Source organism: Pseudomonas sp. FME51 (assembly GCF_014897305.1).
In genome coordinates, this window is record NZ_JABUYN010000001.1 from 220,132 (window position 1) to 240,327 (window position 20,196).

Below are 20,196 nucleotides of genomic sequence, written 5' to 3' on the forward strand. Positions count from 1 at the left end.
TGTTTAGGTGTTCGCGACTTTTATTTTGATAAAATATTGATATCTTCGCAGTTAAAATTAATGTACTCGGTGGATATGGAGGCGTCTTCAGTTATCCATGATGTTAATATACGTAAAGTATTAGGAGCATAACTCTCTCGACCTTGGTAAATAAAAAGCAGTTGTTTCCACCATGGCCATTGATTTTCCAATTGGTAATTAAAGAGTGGTGCTTTTAATAATCCATGTGAGGCATTAGGAAATAAGGCAACCGTTTTATCTGCATTAACACCTAATAATTTTTTATATAAACAGGCATTTTTAGGCGCATCAACATTAAGATCTAACTCACCAAACATCGCAAGAACTCGACCTTTCATATTAGGTAAATTTGGAGATGAATCACTCAAATAGTTTTGAATAACAAAATGAAAGCGATCATCAGACATATCTCCTTGAGCTGTAATATCGTGGCTACCATTAATACCAAATACACGATCATTTTGTTGCAGTTGTTCTACAACTTTTTGATTAATTTCGACATCATCGATATGGCTGGCTTTTAAACGAGTTTGATAATAATAAGCACCTTGATCACGCCAGTTAACTGCACCACCAATAATAACGGAAAAGTCAGGTTTAGAGTATGAAGCCGCAATAGGAATAACCCATCCAGCTTGCGAAAACCCGAAAAAACCGACTTTAATATGAGTATTAGCAAATTTATTTTGTATCAGTTGTAGCGCAATTTGTGCCTCATCCGCTCTATCTTGCATAGATTGAAGTAACCAATTTCCCTGGCTTTCACCTACACCTGCTTTATCCCATGTGTAAACACCAACACCAGCATCAATTAAGCTGTTAATTAATGGCAAATAACCACTATTAGAAAAACGATCTTGAGCGCCATCACCATGAACAAAAATAGCAATTGCTTTTATTTTGTTATCGATGGGTAAGATTAAAGTTCCAGATAGAGTGTCAGTCTTAGAAACAAAATTAACGGGTATTATCACTGATCCATGATTATCTAATTCAAAATCAGAATATTGACCACCGCTCATCATAATGATGAAAATAAGTACGATAACCCCTAAATAAAACCAAATTGATTTGAAACATTTTTTCATAGCTTGAAAGATCCACTCTTTGTAATAACCTCATGAGCACTTTGAATAAAATATTTTTGGTACTAATTATATAATATGCATTAATTAGACTGATTAGTCTAATTATTTATGTATGTATAATTAAAAGATGCTTAAATACAAACTGGTAAGAGGAGTAACGTGTTAAACCTAAACTGATTAGATAATTTGATAATAAAGACTAAATACAACAAAAATATAATAATAGAAAATAAGTTATAATTTCATTTAATATTTTTTTAAATGACACTTTTTGTTAAAGAAAAAAGATATTGAGTTATCATTTTTTAAAATTTATATTAAATAGCTATTTTCTCTAAACAAAATATCAGTATAATTACGCTAAATTAACCATAACTCTCTAAATTGGAGTGTCTTAAATAGAGTGCTTTTGTGCTGTCTTCATGTAATTGTCATATAAGAAATATTGCTAAAATGATAAAGAATTTACTTTATTTTTATCTTCTAAATGAAATATTAAAGGAATGGGATCAATATCTTTAGCGATATTTTCAATCAAAAAATGGACGGTGTGATGAAAAAACTTATCCTATTAAGTGCAATCTCTGGTGGTATATTATTTTGGTCTATACATTTACAAGCAGACAACTTTGATTGCCGAAATGCGGCAACGCAAACCGAAATTAATCAATGTGTATATCAAGATTTTCAAGAGAAAGATGAAGAACTTAGCCATATCTACGAGCAGTATTACACAAAATTAGATGGCAATAGAAAAGAACAATTAAAACAAGCACAGTTAGTTTGGGTTAATTTCAGAGATCTCTCTTGCCAGTATGAGGCAGACTATTACCAAGGTGGAAGTTTGGCGCCAATGGTATATAGCAGTTGTCTAAAAGATAAAACAAAAGAAAGAATTAGTGATCTTAAAAACTACATTGCTTTATATTAAATAAAAAATTAAACCTTAAAAGAAAATCAACATGAAACATCATTCTTTTTATAATAGTCGAATAAGTATAGTTATTGGTATGAGAATATTTTATGAATGAGATAATTGTAACTTTTGTATTATTTTGAAACATAAAATGCCTTGACTAATCATTGCTACAAAGTAGTCTGATGCGCAAGTAATAGGCAAAAAAAGAAGTGAATACAATGAATAAGATATTAAAACTTGGGCTAGGATTACTTTTTGTATCATTACCATTTTCGTCAACATCAGCAAATATTAGACTCGAATATGGAGTAAATCTTATCGATTTTGATGGTGATGGTGTTCCTGATGTTGTGGTTAAATCTCGGCGTCCATTAAATGACTTATCATCCGTTGATATGGTTACTGTTTATATCAAAGGGAGTGATCAAAAGGTTTATATTGTCCCATCCATATACGCTAACACCTGGAGTCTTTACAACAATAAGATTAAAGGTACAGATATCACCATTTCTGATTTCAAATTTATTGAGAAAAAAGATCGTGTTGTGTTATTAAGTGCTGAGAAAGTAGGAAATAACTTACAAAAACCCACTCCTATTCGTTTTTCTAGTTATGATATTTCAGAAAAGAAAAAGGGGGATGAAATTCAATTTAAATGGCAGTTTAACACTTATTGTGTCACTGAATTATCTTACCTAAGCGTTGAAGATGCGTATTCGGATGCTTGTATAAATAAAATTATTAATGAATAAATCGACAAGTTATTAACAAATACATCATATTATGATGTATCGTTTTTTTATTTTATAAAACAATAAATTGTGAAGATATAAAGAATATTTCTTCCTTTATATGCATTGAGTACTTGTATCATTTCTGGTTCCTTGTTATTAATCTATTGTTAGGATATTTCTTAATCAAAATGATATTAATGGTGCTGTTTTTATCTAGGTCGGTTTAAGAGGGAGATATGAAGGAAATTATTACAGGTTTACTTCTAGCCTCAATATCACTATTTACCGTCTCTTGCTCACAAGAAGATACGCATAAAGTAAAAGTGGCAATTAATACAGGGCCTGATCAGGTGATTTGGGATGAAGTTATTCGCTTAGCGAAGTTAACTGAAGGACTTGATGTCGAAGTTATTGCGTTTAATGATTATGTACTTCCTAATAAAGCATTAAATAATAAAGACGTTGATGCGAATGTATTTCAATCAATTCCTTATCTTCAAGCTCAAATGAAAGAGCATAATTATAATTTTCATATTGCGAGTAAAACCTTTATCTTCCCTTTAGCAGCATACTCAAAAAAAATCAGCGATATAAATGAGCTACAATCAGGTTCTGTCGTCGCAATTTCAAATGAAGCCAGTATGAAAGGGCGAGCACTTTTACTACTAGCAGAAAACCAACTTATCACACTCAATGATAATGTCGGTTTTACCCCCACATTAGATGATATTCGCTCTAATCCAAAAGAAATCACTTTTATTGAAATGGATACGCCCAAGCTGATCGATGCATTAAATGATCCCACTGTGACAATAGCCATTATTAACAACAACTTTTCTTCTCAAATTGGACTAATTGCAACACGTGACGGATTGATCCTAGAAAATAAAAATTCCCCTTATGCTAATGTTATCGTGACACGTGAAGATAACAAAAATGATGAAAATATAAAAAAACTTATTTCTGTTCTTCACTCAAGACAAATTGAGTTGAAATTTAAAGAAACCTACAAAGGTGATGCAGTCAAAGCGTGGTAAATTTCTTCACGTAAAGATAAAAGAGACATTTAATCCTTTTATCTTTACGTTTTCTCGCTGTCCATTTTCTTATTTTTGACCAGAATAATCTGCGTTTATTGAGAACAATATCCTAGGTTAAATATTGCTCAATGAATACAATCCTTTATTAAACATTATTCTTATTCATAAACACATTATGTTTATATAACTGCTAGTTTTTATTTTATATAAAACATTCTAACAACATGAATTTTTTTCAGTATGATACTGAATCCTCCATTAAACAGAAGAAATAAAAAAATGGCTGACTCTCAACTGAAAAAACAATATATCGGCGAACATAAACTCTCACCAGAAACACTTATGATGAGTTACGGATATGATCCATTACTTTCCGAAGGATCAGTAAAACCTCCTGTATTTTTAACCTCTACCTTTATTTTTAAAAGTGCTGAAGAAGGTAAAGCTTTCTTTGATACAGTCAGTGGTAGAAAACCATTACCTGAAGGTGAAAAAGCGGGTCTGGTTTATTCTCGTTTTAATCAACCTAATAGTGAAATTGTTGAAGACAGATTAGCCGTTTATGAAAACACGCAATCCTGTGTTTTATTTTCATCAGGTATGTCCGCAATTACAACGACATTGATGGCGTTAACTCAACCTGGCGATGTTATTTTACACTCACAGCCTCTTTATGGTGGAACTGAAACGTTAATTGCAAAAACACTCGCTAAATTTGGAATTCAAGCCACACCATTTACTGATGGATTAAACCTTGAACTGATTCAATCTCAGGCAAAAAAAGCAAGTGAGAAAGGGCGTGTAGCTGTTATTTTTGCAGAAACACCCGCAAATCCCACCAATTCATTAGTCGATATTGCCGCATTAAAAATAGTGGCTGACCAATTAGAGTTAGCTCAAGGATATCGCCCAATTATTGTTTGTGATAACACATTATTAGGCCCTGTTTATCAACACCCAATAGAACATGGGGCTGATATTTCGGTCTACTCTTTAACTAAATATGTGGGTGGTCATTCAGATCTAGTGGCTGGTGCGGCAATGGGCTCTCGTGAGCTTATTAATCAAATTCGGTTATTAAGAGGAGCAATAGGAACACAACTTGATCCTCATTCTTGCTGGATGTTAGGGCGTTCATTAGAAACATTGCAAATTAGAATGGAAAAAGCCAATCAGAATGCGTTATTAGTTGCACAATTTCTGCGTGACCATGAAAAAGTAAAATCAATCTATTACTTACCTTTTGCGGATAAAGCGTCATCTGAAGGCCAAGTCTTTGCCAAACAATGTACTGGCGCAGGTTCAACATTCTCTTTTGATATTGTTGGCGGAGAAAGTGAAGCTTTCCGTTTTCTTAACACAATGAAAATTTTCAAGCTTGCAGTAAGTCTGGGTGGAACAGAATCATTAGCGTGTCATCCTGGTTCGACAACGCATTCTGGTGTACCTATCGCATTACGACATAATATTGGTATTCAAGACACCACGATCCGTTTATCTATTGGTATAGAAAATCCACAAGATTTAATTGCTGATTTATCTCAAGCGTTAGCGAACGCTTAATTAATCGCTATTTTAATCAATATTGAAAAACACCAGATAGCACCCAAGCATCTGGTGTTTTTATTTTTATTGTGTTTGTTTTTGAATTTCAATCCATTCCGCTTTTGTTAAACGACAAATATTTTCAACTTTCACTGCATCTAAAAACTCTGCGTATTGTTCTTCAATAACGTGATGGAATTTAAATCCACATTTTTCTTGTGCTTTTTGTGATTTTTCATTATCAGCGAAATAACCACACCATAAATTATCTAATTCTAGTGTTTCAAAGCTATGCCGACAGATCTCTTTTACAGCCTCTGGTATTAAACCTTTACCCCAGAATGGAACACCAATCCAATAAGAGACTTCAGCATCATTATCTCCAATCGGGAAATTACTCTCATTTGCGAAAGATAATCCAATCAAGCCAATAGCCTGATCATCATTGATTAATGTAACGGCATAAACTTCGTCACGCATAAATATAGTACGAATAATTTCGGTACTTTCTTCAACACTCTTGTGTATTGGCCAACCTGCAATTGGGCCAACTCGTTCATCTTTTGCATACTGATACAAACTTGATGCATCAGAAAGCTTCCATGGGCGTAATATCAGTCTTTCTGTTTTTAATGTTTTCATTTCAATGACTTCTCTTTATTTTTAAATATTTTACAATTTATCTTACGTCTTTAAGATGTGTGTATTCTAAAGAAAAAAAATAAAAAACCGAATGTCATAAAAGAGGTAAAGTCGGTACTTTTGAAAACCAAATAAGAGGAAATGCTTGTTATTAAGTTCAATATCGTCAAATATAAAAACAGCAAACGGGCTTCATAAAAATTAAAAGAGGTTAATTGATTTATGCTAAGTCAAGTACTGTCACAACTTAATGCTTCATCTCAACATGCCATTATGGGTGAAAGTACGATGGCGAATGAAATAGGTTATCCTTTATCACTTTCCTATATTGTGGTTATGATTTGCTTAGAAGGGAATGCCATAATCAATATTGGTTTTAAAAAACAAGCAATTAAAATGAATGATATCCTTATTTTGGGCGATGATATGATAACGATATTGAGTCAAAAATCAGCAGATTTTCGTCTATTTTATTGCTTTTTAGATAAGCCTTTTGCATCAGAAATTGCGTATTCTCTTTCTAATACTTTATTTGCTTTTCTCCATGAAAATCCTGTTTGCCCCCCACAAAAAGAACACTATGAAGCCTTAAATAGATGGATTCAACAGCTAAAACATATTGATAGCCATTATTCTGAACACAGAAAATTAATGTTAAAAAACCACTTACAGAATCTCTTTTTTGCTATTACTGAATCAATACCTGCACATTTTTCTATCGCTAAAAAAGAATTCAGTCGTAAAGAAACACTTTGCTGGCAGTTTTGGGAGTTGATAGGAAAACATTGTTTAGAGCATAGGGAGGTGGCTTTTTATGCAAGTCAGCTTAATATTACACCGTTTTATTTATCGCAAATTACAAAGCAATTCTTTAATGATGCCCCTAAGACCTTGATTAATCGTCAGGTTACTCTTGAAATAAAAGCATTATTAATGCACACTTCGCTTTCGGTAAATGAGTTATCAGTAAAACTTCACTTTGATGATCCTTCTTATTTATGCCGATATTTTAAAAGAGAAACGGGGTATTCTTTATCAGGTTACCGTAAACAACATCAACGACAATAAGACAGATGATATTGTACTTATTGCTGAATTATTAACCAAAGGAGGAAGTTATTTTGAAAAAATATCACTATACAGACCGAGGGAAAATATTTTCTTAAGGTTGAGACTTTTATTACTTATTAAGAATTTACTATGATTTATTTTACTTCTGATACACATTTTTGCCATTCAAATATCCTCAATCTTTGTGATCGCCCATTTAACAGTGTTAGCCATATGAATGATACTTTAATTCATAATTGGAACGCTTACGTCTCTGATAATGACGAAATCTATATTTTAGGTGATTTTCTGTATCGAGGAACAGGACAAGATGCCAATCAAATTTTGCGTCGATTAAAAGGTAAAAAGTACCTTATCCGTGGAAATCACGACAAATTTCTGGACGATCCGGAATTTGATATATCTGCATTTGAATGGGTAAAAGATTATTTTGAGTTGGATTATAAAAAACGAAAAATTGTGATGTTTCATTATCCTATATTGGAATGGGCCGGTTTTTTCCGTGATTCTATTCATTTATATGGGCATGTTCATAATTCACAAAAAGATCCTTCACAACGTAAACGTTTAGATGTTTTAGGAAAAAATGCAATTAATGTCGGCGTTGATGTGAATGACTTTTTCCCCATAAGCATTGAAACCATACTAAAAATAACATCCAAATAATCTGATTAAGATATTGTTGTTATTTAATGCATTGTTAAATAACAATTTTATTTATTCGCCAGTGTTGACCAAAGTCATTTAATTGGCGAATAAACAATGAGCGAAACACAAATACGATAATTCTTTGTGATTAATTTCTGCTAATTTCAAAAGCATAAGAAAAAAGATCAACAACAAAGGTAATTATTGTGAGTAATGATCCGCGTCAAAATATCACAACAGATGCTAACCAAGCCGTTGCGTCTATGGCTTATCGCTTAAATGAAGTCATTGCTATTTATCCTATTACACCCAGCTCAACAATGGCTGAATATGCTGACCGATGGGCAGTCAACCATCAACCCAATCTTTGGGGAGATGTTCCTCGATTAATGGAAATGCAATCAGAAGGTGGGGCGATAGCCACCGTTCATGGCGCATTACAAACAGGGGCGCTAGCAACCACCTTTACATCATCTCAGGGATTATTACTGATGATCCCCTCGCTTTATAAAATAGCTGGCGAGTTAACACCTTTTGTATTACACGTTGCAGCACGTACTGTGGCAACGCACGCGCTGTCTATTTTTGGCGATCACTCAGATGTCATGGCAATACGGCAAACGGGGTGTGCGCTACTTTGTGCCAATAGTGTACAAGAAGCACAAGATTTTGCTGTGATTGCACAAATGGCAACGCTCAATAGTCGAATCCCTTTTGTTCATTTTTTTGATGGGTTTAGAACATCACATGAAATGAACAAAATTATTTCTATTTCTGATGATGAGCTAAAACAGCTTATTCCATATCAATCCATTGAAGCACATCGCCAGCGTGCGTTATCACCAGAATCGCCCGTAATCAGAGGCACATCAGCTAACCCAGACACTTATTTTCAAGCAAGAGAAGCATCAAATTCTTGGTATAACAGTGGTTATCAGCATGTTGAAGAGGCTATGAGTTTATTTGGAAAAGTCACTGGGCGGACTTATCAACCATTTGAATACTATGGGCACTCTCGAGCAACACGTATTATTGTTTTGATGGGATCAGCCGCAGGCCCTTGTAAAGAAGTGATTGATATACTCAATGCACAAGGTGAAAAACTCGGCTTACTTTGTGTGCATCTTTATCGGCCATTCTCAGCACGCCATTTTCTTGATGCAATTCCAAACTCGGTTGAATCTATTGCTGTACTTGATAGAACAAAAGAGCCTGGCGCACAAGCAGAGCCGCTTTATCTTGATGTTATTACTGCATTAGCCGAAGCCTATCATCAAGGGGAGCGTGAAACATTACCGCTGACTATTTCTGGTCGTTATGGGTTGTCCTCAAAAGAATTTGATCCTGATTGTGTGATGGCGGTATTGAGAGAATTACAGCAGCCTAGCCCCAAACGTCGCTTCACTGTTGGTATTTATGATGATGTAACACATTTATCACTACTGCCCGTTGATGCCCAATTACCCGTTCGACATCAACTTAGCGCATTATTTTATGGATTAGGCAGCGACGGATCTGTCTCAGCAACTAAAAATAATATCAATATTATCGGTAATAATACGCCGTTATATGCACAAGGTTATTTTGTTTATGACTCTAAAAAAGCAGGGGGATTAACCGTTTCGCATTTAAGAGTCAGCCAAGAGCCGATAAATTCAACATACCTTATTAAACAAGCTGATTTTATTGGTTGTCATCAATGGCAATTTATCGATAAATATCAAGTTGTTGAAAAATTAAAACTGGGCGGTATTTTACTTTTAAATACACCCTATTCAGCACAAACGGTTTGGGCTAAATTACCCCAAGAAGTACAAGCATTACTGATTGAAAAAGAAGCACGTGTATATGTGATTAATGCATATAAAATTGCACGCGAATGTCAATTAGGTGCACGTATTAATACCATTATGCAAACGGCATTTTTCCATTTAACCGCTCTTTTCCCAGCAGAAGAAATAAACGATTATCTGCATAAGACTATTATTAAAAGTTATCAAAGCAAAGGTGATGCATTAGTCAACGCGAATTTAATGGCAATATCACAAACCTTATCCGCATTAGCGCGCGTTCCTATAGGAACAGTTTTAGCTGAAAGCCCTTATAAATCGCCTATTGTGGCTGATAATGCCCCTGATTTTGTCAAAACCGTCACTGCAATGATGATGGCGGGATTAGGTGATAGTTTACCAGTTTCGGCTTTCCCTCCGGATGGCACTTGGCCAACTGGGACTACGCAATGGGAAAAACGAAATATCGCGGAATTCATTCCGGTTTGGAAACCGTCATTATGTACACAATGTAACTATTGCGTTGCAGCATGCCCTCATGCGGCTATTCGCGCTAAAGTGGCCAAATCCGAACAATTAGAAAATGCCCCCATAACACTCGAAAAATTACCTGTAAAATCACGTGAAATGAGAGGGTTAGAGTATGTACTGCAAGTTGCACCAGAGGATTGCACCGGCTGCAACCTATGTTATGAAGTTTGCCCAGCAAAAGATAGACAAGATCCAAGTATTAGAGCCATTAATATGGTTGAAAAATTGAGTGTATTAGAACAAGAAAAACAAAATTTTGCTTTCTTTAATCAATTACCTGATTTACATCCCTCCGAATTAGAAAAAATTGATATCAGAACTTCACAATTAATCACACCATTATTTGAATATTCAGGCGCATGTTCTGGATGCGGGGAAACTGCTTATATCAAATTATTGACCCAGCTTTATGGCGATGAACTATTAATTGCAAATGCGACAGGTTGCTCATCTATTTATGGCGGGAATCTTCCAACGACACCTTATACTACAAATAGAGAAGGTAGAGGCCCTGCTTGGGCTAACTCTTTATTTGAAGATAATGCCGAATTTGGCTTAGGTTTTCGTCTCACTTTAGATCAACATAAAAAACGTGTTGAACGTTTATTAAATCGATTTGCAACAGAAATACCGGCCTCGCTTTATCAAATATTGACGAATACTAATAATTCAAATCAAGATAAACGTAGTGCGATTAATACACTATCAACATTATTAGGCCATAGTAGTGATCCACTCGCCAAAGAATTACTTAATGATGCTCACTATTTAATGCAGAAATCAGTATGGATGGTGGGAGGTGATGGTTGGGCTTATGATATTGGTTTTGGCGGGCTAGATCACGTATTAAGCAGTGGTGAAAACGTTAATGTATTGGTATTAGATACCCAATGTTATTCCAATACGGGGGGGCAACAATCTAAAGCAACTCCAATGGGTGCCATCACTAAATTTGGTGAAGAGGGTAAAAGTAAAGCGCGCAAAGATTTAGGCGTCACAATGATGATGTATGGCAATATCTATGTGGCACAAATTGCCATTGGTGCTCAGATGAATCAAACCATTAAAGCCATTCAAGAGGCACAATCTTATCAAGGACCTTCGCTGATTATTGCTTATAGTCCTTGCGAAGAACATGGTTATGATTTGGCCTTGAGTTATGAACAAATGAAGCAATTAACGGCATCTGGCTTCTGGCCTTTATATCGGTTTGATCCTCGCCGTGAACAAGAGGGGAAAAATCCCCTAATATTAGATTCTAGAGCGCCTAACCAATCAATTTCTGCGGTATTAAATAAAGAACAACGCTTTAGTCGTTTATTTAAAATTTATCCAGACAAAGCGATGACATTGGCAAATCAAGCTCAGCGCAATATTGAGAAAAAATATGCCTTACTTAATCTATTAGCAGAAAAAACCACAAAGGCAGAAGTGGAATAAATCATCATATTCTTATCTACTTACCATAAAAAAAGACACCCATTAAGGTGTCTTTTCTTTTTGGGTATGCAATCATTTTTATGACAGCATAACGCCTCTTTTTCTACTTGCATTCATTCCTTGGATCATACAAAACCAAGCTAGTGCTGATACAACCATTAAAATAGCAAATAATGAAACAGGTGGGAGCGACGTTAAAATATAACCACTGGCTAATGGATTAAGCGCTGCACCTAACCAACCCAGTGATTGTGCTGAAAAATAACTCGCTTTCATTCCTAACGGCGCAATGTTATCAATCATCATATACTCACCCGGCGCATAAATTAATTCACCGAATGTAAAGACTGCAATTGCTAATGCCCAAAAAATCAAGTTATCACCTGCGAACATAAAGCCCAATAAGCCTGTCATAAAAAACAGCGTACCCAAAGTCATTAATTTACGCAATCTTTCAGCAGTAACATGTTTTCCCACAATATATTGTAAAGAGACGACAATAGCCGCATTTACGGGTAATACTACGCCAATAACAGACTCGGCTAATTTTGCATCATAAACGACTAAAATATATTGTGAAATACAGGAAGCAAAAGAACCAAACGTTAAGGTACCAAAAAAAGTTGAGAGTACAAACCAACTTAATGCTCGGTCTTTTAGCATTATTTTGGGATCCCACTTTACGCTATTTTCTTCACCCGTATTGATAGCTTTTGAGCGCTGAACAAATAATTGGATCATAAAAAGCGGAATACTGGCAGAGATCGCCGCAAGCCAGAAGGGCAATTGTGTTCCATACATTAATAATAATGTGCCAATAGGTGGGCCAACCGTCCACCCCATATTAATAAAAGTATAATTTAATGAAAATATTTTTGGTTTTGCTGAAATTGATAGTGTTTCAGAAAAATAGGCTTTTAATACGGTTGAAAACACCAAATAAGAACAATTAATCACAGAGAAAAAGATCACCACTAAAACAGTGCTGTGAACTAACGGTATTGCTGTAAATCCCAAAATAAACATGACTATAGACAACAGCATATAGCGTTTTTTTTCAAATTTATCTGCGAGCATTCCAAAACCAAGACTGAAAAAAATACCCGTTGTTAATGCTATGGACATAGCAATACCAATATCATCAACAGGTAATTGATACTCCCGTGATAAATAGATTGCCATAAAAGGTAATGTTGCACCTCTTCCTATCGTCAGAAGAAGTGATGAAAATAGCAGTGCAGTTGTTGAGCGTGTTTTTTTCGAGAGCATATTATCTTTATTTTAATTATTTGTATTTTATGGTTTTTTTTAAATATTACGATTCTTCACGGGTGAGAAAAAAGTGATATCGCACTGTGTATTAATACATGACTTAGTTATCACTGTATAGCTCGAAAATTAATAAAAAGCTCTTTTTGAGCGTGGTTTTTTATAACTCATTTTACTCTATATTCTTATTATCCCATTTTTGATAATAGTGTTTATCAGATCTCTCTCTATTATCACATGCCTATTTTTTCTAAACTGCACAGATGACTTTTTTATTTATTGCACTAAATCTGAGGCTATTATGTCTGTTATTCATCTTGAATTTGAAAAACCCATTGTTGAGTTAGACGAAAAAATAGATGCATTACTCACCTTTAAACAATCCCAAGATGAACCAACGGGCATTAATTTAGATGAAGAAATTGCACGTTTAAGGCAAAAAAGTCTTTCGCTGACAAAATCTATTTTTACTGATTTAGGTGCTTGGGATATTGTGCAACTTGCTCGTCATCCAATGCGACCTTATACACTTGATTATATTAAGGCGATATTTACTGATTTTCAGGAATTAGCGGGTGATAGGGCTTACGCCGATGATAAAGCCATTGTTGCAGGTTTAGCTCGTTTAGATAAAATGCCGGTTATGGTGATTGGGCAACAAAAAGGGCGTGATACAAAAGAGAAAATACGCCGTAATTTTGGTATGCCATCTCCGGAAGGCTATCGTAAATCTTTACGTTTAATGAAAATGGCTGAGCGTTTTCATTTGCCCGTAATTATTTTTATTGATTCGGCAGGCGCTTACCCCGGCATTGGCGCAGAAGAACGAGGACAAGCTGAAGCTATCGCCCGTAATATTCTTGAAATGTCACGATTAAAAACCCCTATTATTTGTACAATTACTGGGGAAGGGTTTTCTGGTGGTGCATTGGCAATTGGTGTCGGTGATAAAGTTAATATGTTGCAATACAGCACTTATGCTGCTATTTCTCCCGAAGGATGTGCGTCTATTTTATGGAAAAGTGCAGATAAAGCACCAATAGCGGCAGAAACCATGGGAATGACAGCGCCTAAATTACAATCATTAGGAATTATTGATAGCATTATTCCTGAGCCTTTAGGTGGCGCACATCGTGATTATCAACAAGCTGCAGAGTTTCTTAAACAGCAATTATTAACAGATTTAACCTTATTAAAAAGTTATTCCACCGAAGTACTTTTAGATATACGTTATCAAAAGCTCATGTCTTACGGTTACTGTTAATTAATCACAAGCGAAAAGTAAATGAATGCTACACTGCCTATATTGAGTCATAGAACCCCTAGGCAGTGATTATTTTATGCAAATTGATCTTAATTTATTACGTGTTTTTTCTGCTGTTGCAGAGCAAGGGCAATTTGCCGCTGCCGCTCGTCTATTATCCATGCCAACCTCTAATATTAGCCGCGCAATTAAACAACTTGAACAGCAACTGAGTTGTAAGCTAATTGATAGAACGACACGAAAAATGCGTCTTACTGAGCAAGGTAAAATACTCTATCAACAAGGCAAAAAAACTTTAAATGAATTAGATAATATAGTCAGTAATATCACCAGTAATGGCCCATTAACAGGAACATTTCGTTTAACCATTCCAAGTGAATATGGTAGTGAGTTACTTGCTGATATTTTAGCCGATTTTTCTGCACTTCATCCTAATTTGCTCATTCAGTGTGATACCCAATTAATGCCAAGAAATATCATTGATGATGATATTGATCTGCTACTCACATTTCATCGTGGACATTTGACAGACAGTAGCTACCATTCACGCTTGATTAAATCGTGGCGAAGTATTGTTGTAGCTTCTAATGAATTATTAGAAAAAACAGGTATACCGACCCATATTGAGCAATTGAGTCAAATGCCTTGTATCTCTAGCTTAAGTGCATTGGAAGGGCAACCATGGATATTTATTGATGAACACAAAAAACCAATAAAAATAACAATTCACAGTCACTATCGTGTCAATAGTGCGATATTGGCAAAATCAGCGGTATTGAAAGGATTAGGATTTGCGATTTTGGCTGAACACGGTTGTCTTGATGCAATTAAGGCAGGAAAATTGCGGGCAATTGAGTTTCCTCAACAACCCGCAACCATTAATTTAATCGCAATATATGCAAGCCGTAGTACGCTTTCTCGTAATATTGAGCATTTTCTTGAGTTTCTATCTCAACGTTTATAACAATCAATCCATTATTTGTTGTGAAAGTGCATTGTGTTTTACTTTAAAAGGAAAGAGCACAATAAATAAAGTCACAAAACATGAGATCCCCGCAATTGCAATTGCATAAGCAAAACCCGAATTAAACGCTTCTGGCAATAAGGTAACAAATTCTGCTTCCAAATTATTACTCATATTTTCAGTCACTAAACTTACAATATCGACATAGTTTACAGATATTCCTAATATCTGACTTTGAATAACCATATAGTGAATGGCTTGTTGCACCATTAATGTGCCTAATAAGGCAATTCCCATTGTCATTCCCGTTTGTCTTAATGCATTCATGGTGGCAGATGCCATGCCCGAGCGAGAGGGTGATACACTTTTCATCACTAATGCACCAATTGCAGGTGTCGCCAATCCCATTCCTGCCCCTAACACAAACAAGTAACTTCCCGTTATTCCATAGTGGCTATTTGTTGCCAATGTTGCTAATAAACAAGAAGAAATAGCGATAAATAAGAAACCACAAATCATCAGTTTTCTTACTGAAAAATAAGCAGATAAACGTCCAAAAGACATTGAAAATAGGGCCATTGCAATAAACTCAGGTGCCATTCTCCAACCGGTTTCTAATGCACTCCAGCCTTGTGCTTTTTGTAGAAAAAAGGCAATGAAAAATACATTACTATAAGTAGCAAACCCTAACGTGAAAGAAGAAAGGTTATATTGAAAAAAAGCACGATCTTTAAATAGTGTCAGTGGTAATAACGGTCGTTCAACACGTTTCTCTATCACCAAAAATAACGCAAGGAAGATAATGCCCGTAATTAATGTCGATAGCGTTCGATAATGAGACCAACCTACAGAGCCCGCCTCAATTAATCCATAGGTGAGTAACCCCAATCCCAGCATACTGGTTAATTGACCAAAAGGATCTAACGCCACATTGTCAGGATCAGCACTTTCACTTAATCCATACCAGCCAAGTAATACCGTGATTATGCCAATAGGAATATTAATAAGAAATATACTTGCCCAACCACTCGTATGGACTAAAATCCCCCCTAAAATAGGGCCAATAATTAATGATAAGGCACTGACTGAAGACCAAATTCCAATAATGCGGACTCGTTCAATATCAATAGGAAAAGCATGAGTGATTAGCGATAATGCGCCAGGAATAAGTGCAGCAGCTGCAACACCTTGAATAACACGACCAAGGATCAATATTTCATGTTGTTGTGCAATAGCACAGATTACAGACCCTAAGGTGAAAATAATCACACCCCATAACCATACTTTTTTTCGACCAAAACGGTCACTTAATGGACCAGATGACAAAATACAAGCAGATAAACAGAGTGCATAAGCATCAACAATCCATTGTAACGTTGCCATATCAGCATGAATATCATTTTGAATCGTTGGTAGCGCCACATTCACAATACTAATATCGAGAGTTGCCATAAATGTGCCTAAACAAATAGCACAGATAAGTGACAATCGTTTTAAATAAGTCATAAGTTTTATTGCCTTAATGATGAAGTCATAGAGGCATAATAATACTCGACCGACCGTCGGTCAATGATTATTGATAATGAGTTTCATTTATCATCATTGTGGCTCGCTTTAATATAGAGTACTCTTGACAAGCGACTTTGAGGGAGATAAGCAATGTCATCAGAAGAACAAATTACAGATAAACCAAGAACAAAGCCCGCAGAGGTTCGGTTAGAAGAGTTAATGAATGCGGCAGAAACGTTGTTTCTAGATAAAGGTTTTGATGCAACAACGGTTAGCGATATTGTCAAAAAAGCAGGTGTGGCAAAAGGAACCTATTATCATTACTTCTCTGCCAAAACGGATGTTCTTGATGCGCTAAGAACACGTTATATGGATTGGTATTTGAGTAAAATAGAAAACGCAATGAGTGCTTGCTCACAGCAAGATTATCGTGAGAAATTAAAACAGTGGTGTGAGATCAGTGTTATTGCCTATGTTGAGAAACAAAAATTGCACGATATGCTTTTTCATCAAGTTTTTCACCAAAGCAATAATATTCATGAGAATAGGGCATTACAACAAATACAATCACTATTAATTGCAGGTACTGAAAATAAAACGTGGCAGGTGACACAACTTGAATTAACCAGCACATTGATTTACCACGGCATGCATGCCGCTGTTGATAATTTAGGATACAGCAAAGAATATACCGAAAAAACATTAGGTGAGATGTTGTATCAACAATTTACTCAATTACTTAAATAAATATAAATTTAATCGGTTAAGTTAAGCGTTTAAGACCAATTTGTGGCGACGTCTCTTTAGAATAATGGCTTTACAGAAAAGGGTAATCATAATAAACGATTACCCTTTTTAGTAATATTAAACGTGTCCCTATGCTTTAACAGCCTTATTTGTGTATTGTGATAAAAAGACACAAAATAAAGCAAAGATAATCAATAATGCGGCAATAGCCAGTGTGTCATTTAAGCTATAATGATCAACCACCAAACCACCTAAATAAGCACCCAAAGCAATAGCCAGATTAAATACTGCAATATAAGCGGAACTTCCTAATTCAATTCCTTTAGGGACTGCAGCCATAATCCAGGTCATTAATGCGACAGAAACACCACCATACATTAATCCCCACATTAACATTATCACTATCGCCATCACTGGAGATGAGACCCAAAATAAAAAACCTAAAAAGACACTTAATATACCCACTGTAATAACAGAAATAGTCATATTGAGTCTTTTTGCTGATTGAATACCAAAAATAAAATTACCTATAATGCCACTGATCCCATAAGCAAATAATAGCAACGCTAAGGTTGAATTAGATAACAGTGCAGTGGTTTGGAGTAATGGGCGAACATATGTAAACACCATAAAATGGGCACAGACAAGAAAGAGCGTAACTAATAATCCTAAGATTAATTTTGTATTTTTAAACTGCGCAAAAAAAGCGTTTGATAGTGAAGAAGACGAACCCGGTAATGTAGGTAAACAAATAAACATTAGGGCTAAAACACAAAATGAAAATAACCCCATAACGATAAATGCACCACGCCAACCTAGATATTCACCAATAAAAACGCCCATAGGAATACCTAATACCGATGCAGCGGCAACACCACCAAAAATTAGAGAAGTTGCTAACGCGATAGATTTCTCTGGCACTAGTCTTAAGGCTAATCCACCAGCAAAAGCCCAAATTCCACCGATACAAAAACCAACAATCGCTCTGGCAATTAATAATTGAACAATCGTTGTTGAGTAAGCGGAGATAATATTGGCAATAACTAAAAGTAATGCCAAAAACAGCAACATTGTTTTTCGATCCCGTTTACCTGCACTAATAACAACAATGGGTGAAAAAAAAGCGGCAATAAAAGCCGGAATAACAATCATAAAACCCGATATTCCTGTTGATATGCCAAAGCTATCTCTAATTGGGTTTAATAAACCAACGGGCAGCATTTCTGTGGTAACCACAGAGAACGTCGCTAGGCTTAATGCAATAACGGCCCACCAATGATGGCCTTTGCTATTATTTTTTTGTGGTGCTGACGCGATATTTTCCATTAATACTCCATATTTAATTACTCTTTTTATCGCGTTTTAGTTTATCTGTCGCTATATTGGAGATAAACACCGTCAAAGTCACAACATTGGGGAATAAAAGTGACAAATAAAAAAATAGCGCTACCTTTTGATAATGTCTCTGATCTCATTGTTTTTACTCGTGTCGCTGATTTGCTTAGTTTTACTTATGCAGCAGAAAATTTAGAAATGTCTCGTTCAGCAGTAGGGAAAAGTATTGTACGTTTAGAAGAACGATTAAATTTACGCTTATTTCATCGTACAACACGCAATATTAGCTTAACGGCTGAGGGTGAATTATTTTATCAACATGCACAGTTTATTTTAAATGAGATTGAAGAAGCAAAAACAGCTCTTGATAAGCTTAATGAAAATCCGAGAGGGCGCTTACGTATTGATTTACCTATCGCTTTTGGTCGGCGTTATATTCTTCCTTTACTGCAAACTTATTTAACGCAGTGGCCAGAATTAAAGGCTGAAATAACATTTTCAGATGAATACACAGATTTAGTTAAAAATGGTATTGATTTAGCTATTCGCATAGGCGGAAATGATGACAGTCGATTAATGCGTAAAGTGTTAGCGCCTCATCGTTTAATTACCTGTGCTTCACTTGATTATTTTGAACAATACGGCATTCCTCAATCACCCAATGAATTGTCTCAACATCAATTAATTATTTTTTCTCATCAAGGCACAACCGTACCTTGGAAATATCAGGTACATCAAAAAGAATGTACCATTCCGGTTAAAGGGAAATTACATTTAGATAATACAGAAGCCATCCTAGATATGGCATTATCCAGTTATGGAGTCTGTCAATTAGGTGAATTTTTAGTGGGAGAATCTATTAAATCAGGAAAGTTAGTCCCTATTTTATTAGAAAATACGCTTGAACTTGCCCCTATTTGCGCCATTTATCCCTCTAAGCGACATCTGTCTCCCAAAATTCGCTACTTTCTTGACTTCATTGAAAAGCAATGGAAAGGAAAAGCCACTTGGCAAATCACGTAGTTTTTTATTTTGCTGAAATACGCAGGCTATTTAATAATACATCTAATGTTGACTTAGCATGTTCTAATTGAGTTTCTCCATCTTGGCTGTTTGCAACCCATAATGCTGTTGCCTCTAAACTGCCATAAATAAACAGCGCCAGCATTTTCGGATCTGTTGCTATCAATATTTTATTATCCATGAGTTTATCAATCATATTACTCATTGATGCCACACAATGTGTCGGAAGTTCGGTCACTTTATCGCTTAATATTGCACGAGCATCACGCATAATAATACGTTGAATGTCAGGCTCTAATGCCATCTCTAAATAAGTATGGCAGCGGGTTGAGAAAGCTACCCAAAGATCATCAACCGTATCAGAAATCACCTGCAAACGAGCGTCCATTTCTGCGTCTATTTGCGCAACAACTGCAGATAGTAATCCTTTTTTATCGCCAAAATGGTGATATAGCGCGCCTCGTGTTAATCCTGCCTGGGCGGTTAAATCATCCATTGATGCCTCTGCATAGCCTTGTTTACAAAATACTTTTTTTGCTGTTGCTAACAACAATAACCGCGTTTCTTCCATTTCAGCACGTGTTCGTCTCGCCATTTTCTCTCCTTTTGGAATATA

Annotated in this window: 17 protein-coding genes; 11 read left to right on the forward strand and 6 right to left on the reverse strand. The window is 35.5% G+C overall.

Annotated elements, in window-relative coordinates; translation table 11 throughout:
• Nucleotides 1–20: 20 nt before the first annotated feature.
• Nucleotides 21–1,109, reverse strand: coding sequence for an alpha/beta hydrolase family protein (locus INT39_RS00995; RefSeq protein WP_193015341.1), 1,089 nt, complete (start codon nt 1,107–1,109; stop codon nt 21–23).
• A gap of 553 nt (nt 1,110–1,662) precedes the next feature.
• On the opposite strand from INT39_RS00995, the gene INT39_RS01000 reads away from it, so the two are divergent.
• The 4 genes from INT39_RS01000 (at nt 1,663) to INT39_RS01015 (ending at nt 5,365) form a co-directional block, all read left to right on the forward strand.
• Nucleotides 1,663–2,040, forward strand: a complete 378-nt coding sequence (locus tag INT39_RS01000) for a lysozyme inhibitor LprI family protein (RefSeq protein WP_226894006.1) — start codon at nt 1,663–1,665, stop codon at nt 2,038–2,040.
• A 206-nt stretch (nt 2,041–2,246) separates the two neighbouring features.
• Nucleotides 2,247–2,780 carry a carbapenem self-resistance protein CarG family protein gene (locus INT39_RS01005; RefSeq protein ID WP_193015343.1) on the forward strand — a complete coding sequence of 178 codons (534 nt, stop codon included), beginning with the start codon at nt 2,247–2,249 and terminating at the stop codon, nt 2,778–2,780.
• A gap of 218 nt (nt 2,781–2,998) precedes the next feature.
• Nucleotides 2,999–3,799: a MetQ/NlpA family lipoprotein gene (locus INT39_RS01010; RefSeq protein ID WP_193015344.1), complete on the forward strand. Its 801-nt coding sequence runs from the start codon at nt 2,999–3,001 to the stop codon at nt 3,797–3,799.
• 282 nt (nt 3,800–4,081) lie between these two features.
• The gene (locus INT39_RS01015; protein WP_193015345.1) at nt 4,082–5,365 is read left to right on the forward strand and encodes a cystathionine gamma-synthase family protein; all 1,284 of its coding nucleotides are present in this window, start codon (nt 4,082–4,084) and stop codon (nt 5,363–5,365) included.
• A 66-nt stretch (nt 5,366–5,431) separates the two neighbouring features.
• Here INT39_RS01015 and INT39_RS01020 read toward each other — a convergent pair whose 3' ends face one another.
• Entirely contained in the window at nt 5,432–5,989 is a 558-nt protein-coding gene (locus INT39_RS01020) for a GNAT family N-acetyltransferase (protein WP_193015346.1), read from the reverse strand.
• A gap of 222 nt (nt 5,990–6,211) precedes the next feature.
• On the opposite strand from INT39_RS01020, the gene INT39_RS01025 reads away from it, so the two are divergent.
• The 3 genes from INT39_RS01025 to nifJ all read left to right on the forward strand — a co-directional run bounded on the left by INT39_RS01025 (nt 6,212) and on the right by nifJ (nt 11,469).
• Nucleotides 6,212–7,057 carry a helix-turn-helix domain-containing protein gene (locus tag INT39_RS01025; protein WP_193015347.1) on the forward strand — a complete coding sequence of 282 codons (846 nt, stop codon included), beginning with the start codon at nt 6,212–6,214 and terminating at the stop codon, nt 7,055–7,057.
• Nucleotides 7,058–7,189: 132 nt separating this feature from the next.
• The gene (locus tag INT39_RS01030; RefSeq protein ID WP_193015348.1) at nt 7,190–7,726 is read left to right on the forward strand and encodes a metallophosphoesterase; all 537 of its coding nucleotides are present in this window, start codon (nt 7,190–7,192) and stop codon (nt 7,724–7,726) included.
• A 188-nt stretch (nt 7,727–7,914) separates the two neighbouring features.
• Nucleotides 7,915–11,469, forward strand: coding sequence for a pyruvate:ferredoxin (flavodoxin) oxidoreductase (gene nifJ / locus INT39_RS01035; RefSeq protein WP_193015349.1), 3,555 nt, complete (start codon nt 7,915–7,917; stop codon nt 11,467–11,469).
• 78 nt (nt 11,470–11,547) lie between these two features.
• Here the strand turns inward: nifJ and ydeE are convergent, their stop codons facing one another.
• Nucleotides 11,548–12,738 carry an efflux MFS transporter YdeE gene (gene ydeE, locus INT39_RS01040; protein WP_193015350.1) on the reverse strand — a complete coding sequence of 397 codons (1,191 nt, stop codon included), beginning with the start codon at nt 12,736–12,738 and terminating at the stop codon, nt 11,548–11,550.
• Nucleotides 12,739–13,039: 301 nt separating this feature from the next.
• Here ydeE and accA point away from each other — a divergent pair, with 301 nt between their 5' ends.
• Entirely contained in the window at nt 13,040–14,002 is a 963-nt protein-coding gene (accA, locus tag INT39_RS01045; protein WP_193015351.1) for an acetyl-CoA carboxylase carboxyl transferase subunit alpha, read from the forward strand.
• Between the two features lie 76 nt (nt 14,003–14,078).
• The gene (locus tag INT39_RS01050; RefSeq protein ID WP_193015352.1) at nt 14,079–14,966 is read left to right on the forward strand and encodes a LysR family transcriptional regulator; all 888 of its coding nucleotides are present in this window, start codon (nt 14,079–14,081) and stop codon (nt 14,964–14,966) included.
• 3 nt (nt 14,967–14,969) lie between these two features.
• Here the strand turns inward: INT39_RS01050 and INT39_RS01055 are convergent, their stop codons facing one another.
• Nucleotides 14,970–16,472 carry an MFS transporter gene (locus tag INT39_RS01055; RefSeq protein ID WP_193015353.1) on the reverse strand — a complete coding sequence of 501 codons (1,503 nt, stop codon included), beginning with the start codon at nt 16,470–16,472 and terminating at the stop codon, nt 14,970–14,972.
• 153 nt (nt 16,473–16,625) lie between these two features.
• Here INT39_RS01055 and INT39_RS01060 point away from each other — a divergent pair, with 153 nt between their 5' ends.
• Nucleotides 16,626–17,222 (forward strand): TetR/AcrR family transcriptional regulator, encoded by a 597-nt coding sequence (locus tag INT39_RS01060; protein ID WP_193015354.1) that lies wholly within the window; start codon nt 16,626–16,628, stop codon nt 17,220–17,222.
• Between the two features lie 129 nt (nt 17,223–17,351).
• Here the strand turns inward: INT39_RS01060 and INT39_RS01065 are convergent, their stop codons facing one another.
• The gene (locus INT39_RS01065) at nt 17,352–18,548 is read right to left on the reverse strand and encodes an MFS transporter (protein WP_193015355.1); all 1,197 of its coding nucleotides are present in this window, start codon (nt 18,546–18,548) and stop codon (nt 17,352–17,354) included.
• Between the two features lie 99 nt (nt 18,549–18,647).
• Between INT39_RS01065 and INT39_RS01070 the strand changes: the two genes are divergently transcribed.
• Entirely contained in the window at nt 18,648–19,580 is a 933-nt protein-coding gene (locus tag INT39_RS01070) for a LysR family transcriptional regulator (protein WP_319021305.1), read from the forward strand.
• A gap of 4 nt (nt 19,581–19,584) precedes the next feature.
• On the opposite strand, the gene INT39_RS01075 is transcribed toward INT39_RS01070, so the two are convergent.
• Nucleotides 19,585–20,175: a TetR/AcrR family transcriptional regulator gene (locus tag INT39_RS01075; RefSeq protein ID WP_193015356.1), complete on the reverse strand. Its 591-nt coding sequence runs from the start codon at nt 20,173–20,175 to the stop codon at nt 19,585–19,587.
• Nucleotides 20,176–20,196: the final 21 nt, after the last annotated feature.